This window comes from Saprospiraceae bacterium (assembly GCA_016715965.1).
GTDB lineage: Bacteria > Bacteroidota > Bacteroidia > Chitinophagales > Saprospiraceae > Vicinibacter.
Genome location: JADJXG010000001.1, coordinates 938,343 through 952,379, shown reverse-complemented (window position 1 = coordinate 952,379; position 14,037 = coordinate 938,343). Strand labels below are relative to the sequence as shown.

The 14,037-nt window shown below is 38.7% G+C and carries 13 protein-coding genes and 1 tRNA gene; 4 read left to right on the top strand and 10 right to left on the bottom strand.

Annotated elements, in window-relative coordinates; all coding sequences use genetic code 11:
* Positions 1-3: 3 nt before the first annotated feature.
* The 4 genes from rfbB to dnaX form a co-directional block, all read right to left on the bottom strand.
* Positions 4-1,068 (bottom strand): dTDP-glucose 4,6-dehydratase, encoded by a 1,065-nt coding sequence (gene rfbB, locus IPM48_03370; protein ID MBK9270614.1) that lies wholly within the window; start codon positions 1,066-1,068, stop codon positions 4-6.
* Positions 1,065-2,018, bottom strand: coding sequence for an SDR family oxidoreductase (locus tag IPM48_03365; protein MBK9270613.1), 954 nt, complete (start codon positions 2,016-2,018; stop codon positions 1,065-1,067). Before IPM48_03365 ends, rfbB begins: the two co-directional genes overlap by 4 nt.
* A gap of 71 nt (positions 2,019-2,089) precedes the next feature.
* The gene (locus IPM48_03360; protein MBK9270612.1) at positions 2,090-2,566 is read right to left on the bottom strand and encodes a GNAT family N-acetyltransferase; all 477 of its coding nucleotides are present in this window, start codon (positions 2,564-2,566) and stop codon (positions 2,090-2,092) included.
* Between the two features lie 80 nt (positions 2,567-2,646).
* Positions 2,647-4,401 (bottom strand): DNA polymerase III subunit gamma/tau, encoded by a 1,755-nt coding sequence (dnaX, locus tag IPM48_03355; GenBank protein ID MBK9270611.1) that lies wholly within the window; start codon positions 4,399-4,401, stop codon positions 2,647-2,649.
* 158 nt (positions 4,402-4,559) lie between these two features.
* Here dnaX and IPM48_03350 point away from each other — a divergent pair, with 158 nt between their 5' ends.
* Both IPM48_03350 and IPM48_03345 read left to right on the top strand, forming a co-directional pair.
* On the top strand, positions 4,560-6,197 hold the full coding sequence (locus IPM48_03350; protein ID MBK9270610.1) for an NAD+ synthase: 1,638 nt from the start codon (positions 4,560-4,562) through the stop codon (positions 6,195-6,197).
* A 22-nt stretch (positions 6,198-6,219) separates the two neighbouring features.
* A complete protein-coding gene (locus tag IPM48_03345; protein MBK9270609.1) occupies positions 6,220-7,170 on the top strand; it encodes an SPFH domain-containing protein in 951 nt (316 codons plus the stop codon).
* Positions 7,171-7,405: 235 nt separating this feature from the next.
* Here the strand turns inward: IPM48_03345 and IPM48_03340 are convergent.
* From IPM48_03340 to IPM48_03320, 5 genes are all read right to left on the bottom strand, one after another.
* A tRNA-Arg gene (locus IPM48_03340) sits at positions 7,406-7,477 on the bottom strand.
* Between the two features lie 57 nt (positions 7,478-7,534).
* Positions 7,535-8,896: a peptidylprolyl isomerase gene (locus IPM48_03335; GenBank protein ID MBK9270608.1), complete on the bottom strand. Its 1,362-nt coding sequence runs from the start codon at positions 8,894-8,896 to the stop codon at positions 7,535-7,537.
* 39 nt (positions 8,897-8,935) lie between these two features.
* Complete coding sequence (locus tag IPM48_03330) at positions 8,936-9,808, bottom strand: hypothetical protein (GenBank protein ID MBK9270607.1); 873 nt, start codon at positions 9,806-9,808, stop codon at positions 8,936-8,938.
* A gap of 4 nt (positions 9,809-9,812) precedes the next feature.
* Positions 9,813-11,783, bottom strand: coding sequence for a peptidylprolyl isomerase (locus IPM48_03325; protein MBK9270606.1), 1,971 nt, complete (start codon positions 11,781-11,783; stop codon positions 9,813-9,815).
* Positions 11,784-11,938: 155 nt separating this feature from the next.
* On the bottom strand, positions 11,939-12,211 hold the full coding sequence (locus tag IPM48_03320; protein ID MBK9270605.1) for an HU family DNA-binding protein: 273 nt from the start codon (positions 12,209-12,211) through the stop codon (positions 11,939-11,941).
* A gap of 182 nt (positions 12,212-12,393) precedes the next feature.
* Here IPM48_03320 and IPM48_03315 point away from each other — a divergent pair, with 182 nt between their 5' ends.
* A complete protein-coding gene (locus tag IPM48_03315; GenBank protein MBK9270604.1) occupies positions 12,394-12,639 on the top strand; it encodes a hypothetical protein in 246 nt (81 codons plus the stop codon).
* On the opposite strand, the gene IPM48_03310 is transcribed toward IPM48_03315, so the two are convergent.
* Complete coding sequence (locus tag IPM48_03310) at positions 12,636-13,619, bottom strand: bifunctional phosphoglucose/phosphomannose isomerase (GenBank protein ID MBK9270603.1); 984 nt, start codon at positions 13,617-13,619, stop codon at positions 12,636-12,638. The genes IPM48_03315 and IPM48_03310 overlap by 4 nt on opposite strands.
* A 51-nt stretch (positions 13,620-13,670) precedes the next feature.
* Between IPM48_03310 and IPM48_03305 the strand changes: the two genes are divergently transcribed.
* Positions 13,671-14,027 (top strand): YraN family protein, encoded by a 357-nt coding sequence (locus tag IPM48_03305; protein ID MBK9270602.1) that lies wholly within the window; start codon positions 13,671-13,673, stop codon positions 14,025-14,027.
* Positions 14,028-14,037: the final 10 nt, after the last annotated feature.

The following is a 14,037-nucleotide window of genomic DNA, read 5'->3' as shown; positions in this document are numbered from 1 at the left end:
AATTTAAATTGAGTAATGTTTTTTATAAAATTCCATATAGTCACCACTTGTGACCGAATCCAACCAATCATTGTTGTTCAGGTACCATAGAAAAGTTTTTCGAAGCCCAAGTTTTATTTCTATTTTTGGATTCCAGCCTAGTTGATTTTTTATTTTTGAGATGTCAATGGCGTATCTCATGTCATGGCCAGGTCGGTCATTGACAAATTGAATAAGCTGTTTTGAAGTTCCGGGAACTCTTTGGAGCAGTTCATCGCCCAATTCACACAAAGTCATTACAATGTCAATATTTTTCATTTCTGAGTTACCTCCGATATTGTAAGTCTGTCCAGAAATACCTTTGTGAAAAACAAGATCGATGGCTTCGGTGTGATCTTCTACCCACAACCAATCGCGGATGTTTTCGCCTTTGCCATAGACCGGAAGTGGTTTTGATAAAATAATGTTTCTAATGATGAGAGGCATTAATTTTTCTGGAAATTGATTCGGCCCATAATTATTGGAACAGTTGGTAATGACTGTATTTAGACCAAAGGTGTGACCAAAAGCCCTTACCAGATGATCTGATCCGGCTTTTGAGGCGGAATAAGGCGAGCGGGGATCGTATGGAGTTGTTTCTGTAAATTTACCTTCAGGACCCAAAGAGCCAAAAACTTCGTCTGTGCTCACATGATGAAATCTATGTGCAGGATAGTTCTCCTTCCAGGCATCGATGGAAGCGATCAGCAAATTGGCTGTACCCAATACATTGGTTTGGACAAAAGAGGATGGATCAGAGATGGAGCGATCAACATGAGATTCTGCCGCAAGATGTATGATATCAGTGATGCCTTCTTTGAGATAAACGTTTTTGATAAAACCAATATCCCTTATATCTCCCAAAATAAACTTGTAATTGGAATTTGATTCAATGTCTTTCAAATTGGCAAGATTTCCTGCATAGGTGAGGGCATCCAAATTGATTATCTTGTACATTGGATATTGATGGACCAATCTTCTTACCAGATGGGAACCTATAAAACCGGCACCACCAGTAATCAGAATTCTTTTTTCAATATTTTGATTCATTTCGCTTGTACAACTTTTTTAAAATATTCGTAAGTCAAACGCAAACCTTCCTTTCTATCAAACTTGGGGGCCCATCCAAGGATATTTTTCGCAAGGCTGATGTCGGGTTGCCTTTGCTTCGGATCGTCTTCCGGGAGTGATTGATAAACAATGTGGGCTTTTGGATTTCCAACCAATTGGATAATTTCTTTGGCAAAATCCAATACGGTGATTTCCTGTGGATTTCCAAGATTAACGGGCAAATGATAATTGCTAAAAAGCAATCTGACAATACCTTCTACCAAGTCGTCCACATAACAAAAGGATCTTGTCTGACTTCCATCACCAAAAACAGTTAAACCTTCACCTTTGATTGCCTGGGAGAAAAAAGCGGGAAGGACTCTTCCATCTTCAACCCGCATTCTTGGTCCGTACGTATTAAATATTCTGACAATTCTAACCTGAAGTCCATGGTATCGATGATATGCCATGGTAATTGCTTCTTGAAATCTTTTCGCCTCATCGTACACGCCTCTTGGACCAATGGGATTTACATTTCCCCAATAGGATTCTTTTTGTGGATGCTCCAAAGGATCACCATATACTTCCGAAGTAGATGCTATAAGAATTCTGGCTGATTTTCCTTTTGCCAAACCCAATAAATTGTGGGTGCCCAAAGAACCTACCTTAAGAGTTTGGATGGGCATTTTTAAATAATCGATGGGGGATGCCGGAGATGCAAAATGCAAAATATAGTCCAAATGCCCGGGTACAAAAACAAACTTACTCACATCGTGGTGGTAAAACTCAAAAGCTTTTTCTTTGAACAAGTGATCGATGTTATCGAGATTTCCGGTTAGCAAATTATCCATCCCCACCACTTGGTAGCCTTCAGCTAAAAAGCGATCACACAGATGTGATCCAATAAAGCCGGCAGCACCGGTAATTAATATTCGACCCTTGAATGACATATTGAGCGCAAAGCTAATAAAAAGTTATGAAATCTTGAAAATCAAGGTTGAATATATTAAATATTAATTTGCTATCCGACAGATGGCGGCAAAGATTTTCTGACCATGGCGCGATGTGGTATATTGTCCTCCAAATAATCTTCCCCTTTTGCAACAAATCCAAAAGACTCATAAAAAGGTATCAAATACGATTGTGCAGAAATTTTTATGGGAATTCCGGGAAACTGTTTTTCAGTTTCACTAAGGCATTCCTTACAAATTTTGCGACCCCAGCCCTCTCTTCTGGTGGGTAAAGCAGATGCAATTCTACCGATAGATGCATATTCTTCATAAGAAACCCCGGGAGGGATCACGCGTCCGTATGCCAATATTTGACCATCCTTCCCGGCAAGCCATACATGGGATGATAATTGATCTTTGTCATCCAAATCCAGATAAATGCAATTTTGCTCAATTACAAAAACCTGTGTCCTTAGTTGAAGGATTTTGTACAATTCTGAAGGACTTAATTGCTCAAATGGTTTACAATACAACGAAACTTGATGCATTCAAAATGAATTTGTTTTTTCTAATACAGCTACCATTTTAAAATAAAGGTTATGAAAAAATGAAAATGTTGACATCCAGATTAGTCCTCATCCAATCTAAGTTCAAACATTTTGATCGTTTCTTCAACCAGGGGATTTGCATTGACCATCAGCTCCAGTTTTTCTTTGGCAGTAAGCAATTTTTTAGGCTTGGTCATTTCTTCTCTTTGAGCCATTTCAGGATCGATTTCCACCGATACCTTGATGTCTTTCTCTTTAAAAAAATCGCTGATTTTTTGCTCCAGCTGAATTTCTTTTCGCAGGGCTTCCTGTGACAAAACAGATCCTACCAAAAATCGAATGGACAGTTGATCTGTCATTACTTTCGCTTGTTTCATATAGACAAGTAGCGAACTTGATTTTTGTTCTGAAATGCAATTTTGCCAAAAAATATCGACGTTTTCAGCATTGAATTCTTTTTTGTTTTCTGCTTTTTCTTTTTCTTCTTTGGCTATCTTTTCTTTTAATTGATGGATGCTACCCAGTTTTGGAATGAGTCCGAGAGAGGAAGTATCTTTATTTTGATTTGTTTTTTGACCATGCTCAATCTTTGGAGGTGTTGTTGGAGTAGAATTGCTTTCCTGGATGGTCGAAATGCTTGAAGACAAAGGAGGCAAAGGCTCTTGAACTACACCATGGTTGGGATCATGAGTTTTTTTTTCAAGGTCAAAGGCAGGAATTGGGTTTACTTCGATTTTTTCGAAACGCTGCATTTGACAAATCCTGGCCAGCAATATTTCAATATGTAATCTTTTGTTGCGGGAAAGGCTGAGATTGATCTCTGCTTCATTGATCATCCCAAGACAAGTCATTAAAAAAGAATCATTGCAAATTTTTCCCTGTTCGAAAAGCCGCTGTTTGGATTCTTCACTGCCATCGTAAAGGGTCATCAGTTGATCGTCCTGACAAACAAGCAGATTTCGCGCATGGGAGCCGAGTCCTTCCAGCAATACTTCAGGGTCAAAACCAAGCCTGAGAATCTCATCAAACAAAAGCAATGCCTGGTTTGTGTTTTCACCAATAAATGCATCATAAAATCGGAAAAAATAATCCTGATCCAGAACATTCAGATTATCCAGCACATCCTGATAACTCAATGTTTTACCACCAAAGCTTGTCATTCTGTCAAAAATGGATAGAGCATCCCTCATGGCCCCATCTGCTTTTTGCGCGATCAGATAAAGCGCCTCGGTTTCCGCAGTAATACCCTCTGTTTCACAAATTTTTAGAAGTTGCGCGATGATGTCTTTGACTTGGATTCTCCTGAAGTCATAAACCTGACATCTGCTTAAGATGGTTGGAATGATCTTGTGCTTTTCGGTAGTCGCCAGAATAAATTTGGCATAAGGGGGTGGCTCTTCAAGGGTTTTAAGAAATGCATTGAAAGCGGCCGTGGTCAACATGTGCACCTCATCAATGATGTAAATCTTGTATTTACCATATTGGGGTTGATACCTCACTTGCTCCACCAGCGAACGCATATCGTCCACTCCATTGTTGGATGCTGCATCCAGTTCAATGATGTTGAATGAGTTATTCTCTTGAAAAGCTTTGCATGTCACACATTCATTGCATGACTCCCAATCTGCTGACGGATTTTCACAGTTCAATACCCTGGCCAGAATTCTTGCGCAGGTGGTCTTTCCCACGCCTCTGGGTCCTGTAAACAAAAAGGCATGAGCGACCTGTGATTTGGACAATGCGTTTTTAAGGGTCCGGGAAATATGTTCCTGACCGATGACATCAGACCACTTGAGAGGTCTGTATTTTCTGGCTGATACTAAAAATCCTTCCATAGAGCAGGCCCAAAATTAACTCCTTGCGCGCGATTGTTTGCTATAATAAGCAGGGATAATTTTATTCTTATCAATAGAAATGGTTCGATGGTTGCGATATTTTTTAGATAGCTGCTTATAATTCCGTTTGACTATCTTTGCCAGTATAACCCGATGGCATGCGAATTACCTTGGCCCAACTCAATTTCAGAATAGGTGATTTTGATGGCAATTTGCAACTCATGAAAGATGCAATCCTGACTGCCTTGAAGGAAGAATCAGATCTGATTTGTTTTAGCGAGTTGGCAACTTGTGGATACCCACCAAGGGATTTTTTGGAATTCAGAGATTTTATCAGAAAATCCATGGAAGTGGTTAAAAATCTTTGTGACCTAAGCCATAATTTGGCCATTGTGGTCGGGGCACCTACCGTCAATCCCAACCTAGAAGGCAAGGATTTGTACAATTCTGCTTTTTTTTTAGCAAATGGAAAAATCCAGATGCTGGCCCATAAAGCGCTGTTGCCAAATTATGATATTTTTGATGAATATCGCTATTTTGAACCCGCCAGAGAATTTAGTCTGGTGCATTTCAAAGGGAAGAAAATTGCCATTACCATTTGTGAAGATATTTGGAATCTGGGCAACAACAATCCCATGTACAGCATTTGTCCTTTGGACCATGTCATCAATCAGAATCCGGATTTTATTTTAAATCTTTCCGCCTCCCCATTTAGTTTTGATCATCCGGCCAATCGAATACACACGATTAAAGCCAATGTGGAACAATACAAGATTCCAATGTTTTATGTCAATAATTATGGTGGGCAAACAGAGATTCTTTTTGATGGGGGTAGTGTAGTTATGTCTCCAGATGGTCAATGCTATGATGAAATGCCTTATTTTGAAGCCTGCCTTCGCACCTACGATTTGGAAGATGTTGTGAAAGGAGGTAAAAAATCAGAACAGCCCAAGGATAAAACAGATCTAATGTACAGGGCTCTGGTGATGGGCATTCGCGAATATTTTCACAAATTGGGTTTCAAAAAGGCCATTCTTGGATTATCAGGTGGAATCGATTCCGCTTTGACCGCAGTACTCGCGGCCGATGCCCTGGGTCCTGAAAATGTAAAGGGTTTGTTGATGCCCTCACCCTATTCTTCCAGAGGCTCCCTGGATGATGCCTTGGAATTGGTGCGTAATCTGGGAATTTCGCATGAAATAATTCCAATAAAAGATCATTATGAATCTTTTAAGTCAAGCCTTTCGACCTGGTTTGAAGGATTGAAGGAAGATGTGACGGAAGAGAATATTCAAGCCAGAATCAGAGGCATGTTGCTCATGGCTTTTTCCAATAAATTCAAATACATCTTGTTGAACACCACCAACAAAAGTGAAATGGCTGTAGGTTACGGTACTTTGTATGGGGATCTTTGTGGTGGAATCGCAGTCCTGGCGGATGTGTACAAAACGGAAGTGTATCAACTTGCCAATCATGTCAACAGAAATAAAATCAGAATTCCTCTGAACTCCATTCAGAAAGCTCCTTCTGCAGAATTAAGACCTGGACAGAAAGACAGTGATTCCTTACCGGATTATTCTATTCTGGATCCAATATTGTTTCAGTACATTGAAAACAAAAAGGGACCTGAAGAAATCGTGGCCATGGGATATCAGGAAGAGGTGGTGATCAAATCATTGAGACTTGTGAATATGGCAGAATTTAAAAGGCATCAGTCACCACCTGTTTTGCGAGTTTCTTCCAAAGCTTTTGGATTGGGCCGTAGATTGCCCATCGAAGGAAAATATTTGTGTTAAATCAATTTAAACAATTAAAAATATGGATCCGGTTACACTGATTTTATTTTCACTTTTTATCATCGTTTTATTTTTTTCATTGGTTACCGTCAAACAAGGTACGGTCGCTGTGATCACCGTATTTGGAAAATACAGGAGATTGCTTTCGCCGGGACTCAACGTAAAAATTCCACTGATTGAAGTGATTCACAGAAGAATTTCCATTCAAAACCGAAGCGTTGAACTCGGTTTTCAGGCAGTGACGGTGGATCAGGCAACGGTCAATTTTACGGCCATGCTTCTGTATTCCGTTTTAAATCAGGAGGAGAACACCATTAAAAATGTTGCCTTCAAGTTTTTGGACGATCGCAATTTTATGCAGGCATTGATCAGATCGATCGAAGGTTCTGTGCGGGCGTTTGTCGCCACCAAAAGACAAAGTGAAGTTTTGGTTTTGCGCAGGGAAATTGTCGAGAACGTCAAAGAGAATCTGGATAAAACTTTAGAGGATTGGGGTTATCATCTGATCGATTTACAAATCAATGACATCACTTTTGATGAAGAAGTCATGAGATCCATGGCCAAAGTGGTTGCTTCGCATAATTTGAAGGCAGCGGCTGAAAATGAAGGACAAGCCTTGTTGATTACAAAAACAAAAGCTGCTGAAGCGGATGGCAATGCCATAAAAATTGAGGCGGAATCTGAAAGACTGGCGGCCCAATTAAGAGGTCAGGGAATTGCTTCCTTCAGAGAAGAAATTGCAAAGGGAATGAGCAACGCCGCTAAATTGATGGAAGATTCAAACCTGGATGCCAATTTGATCATGTTTAGTATGTGGACAGAGGCCATTAAAAACTTTGCAGAACACGGCAATGGCAATGTCATTTTCTTGGATGGCAGTTTGGAGAATATGGATAGAACCCTGAGACAAATGCTTGCCATGGGAAATATGCAATTGCATAAGGATAAGGGTCAGAGTACCAATAAAGACTGAATCATTTAATGGATAGAGATCGATTTCTAATAGGTCTGATATAAATCGATCCGATGAAGAAGGTTCTGAGGCCTGTGCTTCAAAAGGACTCATGTATTTAGATCAGGGTATTATATTGGATCTATTCTTGGTTAAATAATTCCAAACATTGTATGTCTCACGTTGAGATATTTATATCAGAGTTGTGTTTCCATTTTTTGGTACAATGGCTTCCTGCAGACTTTAATTGATAAAGTAGTCCCGAGTGGAATCGAACCACTATCTGAAGTTCCGGAAACTTCCATTCTATCCGTTGAACTACGGGACCATTCTAAGAAATGGCAAAGGTATGAATCTTTGCGAATCCATTGGAACGAACAATGGCCTAGTTGGGATTACCCCAATTTTGAAGATTGGGGCAATTTGTTTTAATCGTTGGCTCAATGTAAGAATACACACTCGGAATTTTTTGTTCCAGCCAAATTCTAAAATGTTCGTTCTTTTTCATCTCTTTGGCTGCAGTTTGGATTTTGTGATAATCTTGCTGCAAGTTTGCTCGATGTGGTGTACTTCTTGAAACCAGCTTTACGATCCTGAATACTTTTTTACCATCGGGTTCATTAGATGCGATGACTTTGGACAACTCACCTGGTTTTAAGCCATCGGTGGCGAAATAAATATCAGGATCAAGGTCTGCTACTTCAAAATAGGCATTTCCTGTTTTTGGATTTAATATTTGACCTCCATTGTTGTAGGTTTCGGAATTCTTGTCACTGTAATTTCTTACGGCTGTTTCGAAGGGAATGCTGTCGCGAAGTATGACGGAGCGGATGCTGTCCAGATATTGATTTGCTTTGGTGTAATCTGTTTCTGTATATCGCACCTTGACCAGGATGTGTCTGGTATTGATATTGTTTCCTCTACGTCCCAGCAATTGAATGATGTGATATCCAAATTCTGTTTCAACAATATCGGAGATGCTGTCTTTTTCAAGTCCAAAGGCCACGGCTTCAAACTGTGGTACCAATGACCCTCTCTTCATCCATCCCAAATTTCCACCGGATTTGGCAGAGCCGACATCGTCTGAATGTATTTTCGCCAATTTTTCAAAATCCTCTCCCGCTTTAATTCTTGCAAGAATTTTTTCTAGTTTTTCTTTGGCATTCTTTATCTCATCTGGATTTGCCTTCGGCTTGTAAATGATTTCTGAAATTTCAACTTCAGAACTAAAATATGGAATGCTGTCTTTTGGAATTTTGCTAAAAAATTCCTGAACTTCATTGGGTGTTACCGTAATATTACCCAATACTTTGTTTTGGAGTCTTTCACTCAGCATTTGATTTTTTAAATCATCTCTGAAGCGGCTCCTTACCTGCTCAATGCTTTGGCCATAATATTCTTCAAATTTTGAAACATCGTTGTTCATGTATTGCAGGATTTGATCGATTCTGGCAGAGAGTTGTTGTTCGATCTCCTCATCCAGAACAGCAACACTGTCCAACTTTGCCTGATGCACCATAAATTTCTGAAACAATAAATTTTCAAGAACCTCACAATGCTCTTCTTCAGAAATAGATCCTTGTCTTTCTGAAATATATGCTATTTGATCTCTCCAATCTGAATACAGAATTATTTCACCGCCTACTTTTGCAATGATCTTATCCACAGTAATTGGATTTTGTGCATAGCTCATCTGGATCATTGAAAATAGCACCAGCCATGTTTTCATCTTCATCAATTGTTTCACGATACCATGCATTTATTTTATTTTACTGGTTTACTTATTTTATTTGATGTGTTGCCTGGCCCTTTTTTGATTGAGCATATTTTCGTATTGAAGGGTCTTTTCTTTCTCTATGAGTTGTTTACTTCTGTCGTGCAGAATCGATTTTTCTGCCTTCATGCTAAAATATGAAATGGGCGGTTGTTCGTTTGGCCTTACCACTTCTTTAATTTTGATCAAATAATGGTATTTAAAATCTGCAAATTCCCTCTGCATTCCGGTAAATATGCTGCTCTGACTGATAAACTTTGTGGGCAACAAGTCATTTATGTCATTCCATTTATACCATTTATCCGATTGAAGGATAAAAAATTCCGCATTATTCTGACAATACTTTTGAAGCTCATTAAAATTTTGACCATCTGGTTTATTCCACAAGGGTGAGAATACTTTGCTATCATAAGCAGACTTTGGTATTTTAACATATAGCAATCTCAGGATGGTTTCATCCAGTTTATATTCTCCTTTGTTTTGGTTGTAATAATCTAATATTTCCTTTTCGGTAACCTGAGTGTCTAAAGATGTTGCAATGATTTTTTCTTCATAAGCATTGAGAAGCAGTGAATTTTTATAATCTTCTACCAGACTTTCAATTTCCGGAGAAGTCGTCAATTCTTTCTTAGCTTTCTCTAAATAGGACAAATCCTTTAACCATTTTTCAACATATTGGGAGAGAAATCGAATGCTGTCTTCTTCATTTTCAAAGGCTGGAAACAGAGCTGAAATTTGACCCAATTTTAATTTTTGTTCATCAAACTCTGCAAGTACAGGCTCTTCAAAATCACTTCCTTCTTTTTCATTACCTGTTTTTTCATTGCAATTTTGCAATAAACAGGCAAAGGAAAAAAGAAAAAAAAATGACAGGTAGAATCTCATTGGATTACATTTTTACCAGCGCATTTAGAGTTTCCTGATTTACATTGACCGGATATTTTGCTTTTAATTCGTCCACCCAAAGTGCCTCAAGATAATCCTGATAATCCGCAATGATAAATCCTCTTGCTTCATCGAGGGTTTTTGTACTGGGTGGTAGAATTTGTTCGATTTTTTTAAAATGATAGCCTTTCCCGGATGCATTTTTATTTAAACCTGTCATGGAAGCTTTCTTAAATTCCAGTCCTTCGTAAGTTTCCTTGTTCTTTTTCTCTACAGTGGATTTCTGAAAAGAGATGAATTCTCTTTTTTGATCAAATTTATCCAGACCCGCAGATACTGTTTTCTTTTGCATGTATTTTTGAATTTTACCCACGATTTTGTTATCTGGAGTATCTATAGCCACATAATAAACGATTGCTCTTTCATCCCATTGGTACTTCGATTTGTTTTTTTCATAAAACATTCTCAATCCCAAGCTGTCTTCAGCTGCTCTATCCCAGACCACATTTTTGGTCGCTTCAAACAAGAGTATTCCCTCCCGGTATTCTCTCATGAGGGATTTGAATTCAGGATATTTATCTTCCAGTCTTCCTTCTTCATATTGAAGGCATTTTTGGGCAACCATTTCATCAAACAACTTTCTGATTGCCTGCTTGACATCCTGATCATCAGAGCCCTGTACCCTCAATCTTGTATTTGATTTAACGAATTCTGCAAATTCAGTATTGGTCATTTTAATATTCCCAATCGCACCAAGTTCTTCTTGTTTTTCAAATTCTGGCGCTTTCCATTTGTAGGTAAAAAAATTGGTATCCATTGCCGCAGCAAATCGATCCAGAGCAGCCGCATTTTCAGAGTATCCGGCTTCTGCCTTTATTTTTCCAATCAAACTTCCCTGCGCCTCTTTGAATCTGCTATCGCGGCTGATGTCTGATTGTATTTTCTTCTTGGCTCTTTCGTAGGGCAATTCTTCTTCTCTTTTCAGTCGCTTGATCAGATGCCAGCCAATGCTCGTTTCCACCGGGGCAGAAACCTGTCCGTCTCTTTCTAAAGCAAAAGCAGCATCTTCAAAACTGGATTCATATTGATTGATTCCAAAATAACCGATCGTGCCACCCGTCATGCTTGTGGTTTTGTCTTCACTGAGAAGTCTGGCGAGTTCCTCAAAATTTCCACCTTTACTGAGGACTTGATAAGCACTGTCCACTTTCCCTTTGGCAAGGATGTCTGGTTTTCCTTTGATGCTCTTTCTAAAAAGAATATGGGCAGCCTCCATTTTTCTGCGGGCTGGTCTGATATCATCCAATCTGATCAGGTGAAAACCCAATCTGGACCTTACAGGGTAGGAAATCTCTCCTTTTTTCAATTGATAGATGGTGTTTTCAAAATGGAAAAATCCATCCGGTAACATAGCGGTAACCCAGCCGAGAGAACCACCTTGCTGGGCTGTATTTAGATCATTGGAATATTTTTTAACAGCCGCATCCCATTCTTTTGATTTCATGATTTCGCGGTATGCCTGCATGGCAGCTTCATAAGCCTTAAGTGTATCAGAAGGCGTCGCGCTGTTGTTCAAACTAAATAAAATATGACTGATTTTTAGATCTTTCTTTTGTCTTTCGTAGACTTCTTTTGCCAATTTATCCGTGACCTCTTTATCGTTGAGATAATTGGTAGTGAGTTGTTGCCGATATCCTTCTAATTCTTTAATCAAAGTGGGGATCGTGTCCAACTTCATGTCTCGGGCTGCCTGGACCTTTAGTTTAAATTTTATATAAAGATTCAGGTATTCTTCCAAGGATGCTTTTGAAAAATCAGCCTCTTTACCATTGTTTTTAGTATAGATGTATTCAAATTCAGAAACTTTGACGGGTTGATTTTGAATGGTGAATAAAACGGGGTCGTTGGACTGTGAAAAAACAATGCTATTTATTGAAAACCAAATAGATAAGATGTAAAAAATGCTAGATTTCATCATGGTGATTTTATTAGAACGGCCAAAATTAGTCATAAAATGTGGGTTTGGATTTTTAACTTTTAGCGGGAGAGCCCCATTTATCAGGGACAATTAACGCAAAAAGCCCCTCCAAATTGGATTTCGGAGAGGCTTTTTTTGATTTCTTAAAAAAATTAATTCAACTTTTCAGACAATCCTTTACCGGATTTAAAGCGAACCACTTTTTTCTTAGGAATTTTGATGGTTTTACCGGTGGCCGGATTTCTTCCTTCTCTTGCTTTTCTGACTGATACAGAGAAAGTTCCAAATCCTACAAGGGTAACTCTATCTCCTTTTTTCAAAGCTTTTTCGATAGACTCAAATACAGTGTCTACCGCAGTAGCAGCCTGTACTTTCGTACAATCAGCAGATTTTGCTACATTGTTGATCAAATCTCCTTTGTTCATTTTTGATGATTTTTGTATTTTAATAATGATGCAAAGATATACATTTTTTTAATATGTTCGTTTTTTTAATAAAAAAAATCGCTCCAAACCCCTGTTTTTATTGATACTTTCAAAATTCATGTTCTGCAGACATCATAAAAATATATAGCTTTGCGTTTGAAAATCAATAATTTGCCCGAATAATGTACCTTTTTCAGAGATTCTCTTTCCGGTATTTTCTTTTTTTAATTTTGGCCGTTGCAGTCCTCAGTTCCTGCAACAGAGGATATGGTTGTCCTACCGAAGAGTACCATACCGAGTTGGACAAAAAGGGCAATCCTAAGAAAAAGCCAAATTCAGGCCTGTGGGATAAAAAACAAAAAATGTATTCGAAGGGAAAACCTAAGAAATCAGACAAAAGAAAACCCAAGAAAAATAGAACCAATTAGTCCTTGGCAGCTGCTAATTCTGATTTGAGAAAATCAATTACCTTTACCTCAACCGGATCTACCCCATTTAAAAATGCCAAATGAACACTGGCATAATCCAGCAAATGGACCAAATAGAGACTGCGCTCTATTGTATTTTTTCCCTTGGAAAACAAACTGATCACTGAACCTGCAAAGTGGGAAACAACATCTTTTGTCAAGTCCATCCTCTGAGAAATTCTATCCGAATCATCGGAATTTAATAAAAATAAAACGGCCAGCTCATCATCTGATTTTCTCCATCCTACCAATTCGTTGTGGTTCATTTCAGGAACCACATGATGCCAACAAAGTCTTTTGGCATTTTCATTGATTTGTTGTCTAAACCTCAGGGCCACCGGTTCTATTCTTTCAGAACTATAGATGACAATCATTTTGCCGAACAGAGATTCAGCCAATTTTTTTGATTTTTCTTGAATCTGGCTGGACTCAGTCTTGATAAAATCTGCACATTCCAAAAGTTCTGCCCATTTTTTCTCTGAAATCAAACCAATTTTGAATAGAACTCCCAACTGAGCTGCAATCGAAAAGCCAAGACATGCTCTGGGAGAACTCCAATCTGAGGGCAATTTTACAAATGAAAGATTGTTTTCAATGGCTAGGCGCATCATTGTGCCTCCGGAAGAAATCACAACCACTTTGGCGGATTGGTGGATTCCTTTTTTGAGTACTTCGATGGTTTCTTCAGTATTGCCGGAATAAGAAGAAAGAATAAGCAGGGTGTTTTGATTTACCCATGCCGGCAAATCATACGATTTACCGACGGCAAAAGGTATTTTTAATTCATCTTTCACAAACGAATAGACAAATTCCGCACCGATGCCGGAACCACCCATTCCGGATACATAAATGTTCTCTATGTTATCCTTATTAAATAGGGCATTAAAATCCTGAGCAATGCGAATTCCGCTGACCAAAGTGTCTGGAAATTGCTCGATCATTTTTAGCATTACTGTGTTGTTATTTATTGAAGGATGCAAAATTAGCAAGAATTGGCAATTTTAAAAGAAAGAGGAAACAAGGGTGAGGAATTGGCGGCGGATTATCTGCTATCTCTTGGTTACAAAATTCTGGAGAGAAATTGGCGATGGAGCCGCGCCGAGGCAGATATCATTGCCAAGGATGGTGAGATTTTGGTGTTTGTGGAAGTGAAGACAAGAACCTATCCCTATTTTGGAAACCCTGAGGATTTTGTCAATGAACGCAAACTTTGGATGCTCAATGATTTAGCCAATCGTTATATGGAACTAATTGGCCATGAATGGGAAATCAGGTTTGACCTCTTGTCTGTGATTCTTCATGAACCCTACGGCCATGAAATAAAACATTTAAAAGATGCCTGGTATTAATATTTTATCT

What these genes read in the sequence shown, in the direction of transcription:
- IPM48_03365 (MBK9270613.1), bottom strand. Translation starts at nt 2,018, where the DNA reads ATGTCATTCAAGGGTCGAATATTAATTACCGGTGCTGCCGGCTTTATT.
- IPM48_03330 (MBK9270607.1), bottom strand. Translation starts at nt 9,808, where the DNA reads ATGAGATTCTACCTGTCATTTTTTTTTCTTTTTTCCTTTGCCTGTTTA.
- IPM48_03360 (MBK9270612.1), bottom strand. Translation starts at nt 2,566, where the DNA reads ATGCATCAAGTTTCGTTGTATTGTAAACCATTTGAGCAATTAAGTCCT.
- IPM48_03345 (MBK9270609.1), top strand. Translation starts at nt 6,220, where the DNA reads ATGGATCCGGTTACACTGATTTTATTTTCACTTTTTATCATCGTTTTA.
- dnaX (MBK9270611.1), bottom strand. Translation starts at nt 4,401, where the DNA reads ATGGAAGGATTTTTAGTATCAGCCAGAAAATACAGACCTCTCAAGTGG.
- IPM48_03315 (MBK9270604.1), top strand. Translation starts at nt 12,394, where the DNA reads ATGTACCTTTTTCAGAGATTCTCTTTCCGGTATTTTCTTTTTTTAATT.
- rfbB (MBK9270614.1), bottom strand. Translation starts at nt 1,068, where the DNA reads ATGAATCAAAATATTGAAAAAAGAATTCTGATTACTGGTGGTGCCGGT.
- IPM48_03350 (MBK9270610.1), top strand. Translation starts at nt 4,560, where the DNA reads ATGCGAATTACCTTGGCCCAACTCAATTTCAGAATAGGTGATTTTGAT.
- IPM48_03310 (MBK9270603.1), bottom strand. Translation starts at nt 13,619, where the DNA reads ATGATCGAGCAATTTCCAGACACTTTGGTCAGCGGAATTCGCATTGCT.
- IPM48_03320 (MBK9270605.1), bottom strand. Translation starts at nt 12,211, where the DNA reads ATGAACAAAGGAGATTTGATCAACAATGTAGCAAAATCTGCTGATTGT.
- IPM48_03325 (MBK9270606.1), bottom strand. Translation starts at nt 11,783, where the DNA reads ATGAAATCTAGCATTTTTTACATCTTATCTATTTGGTTTTCAATAAAT.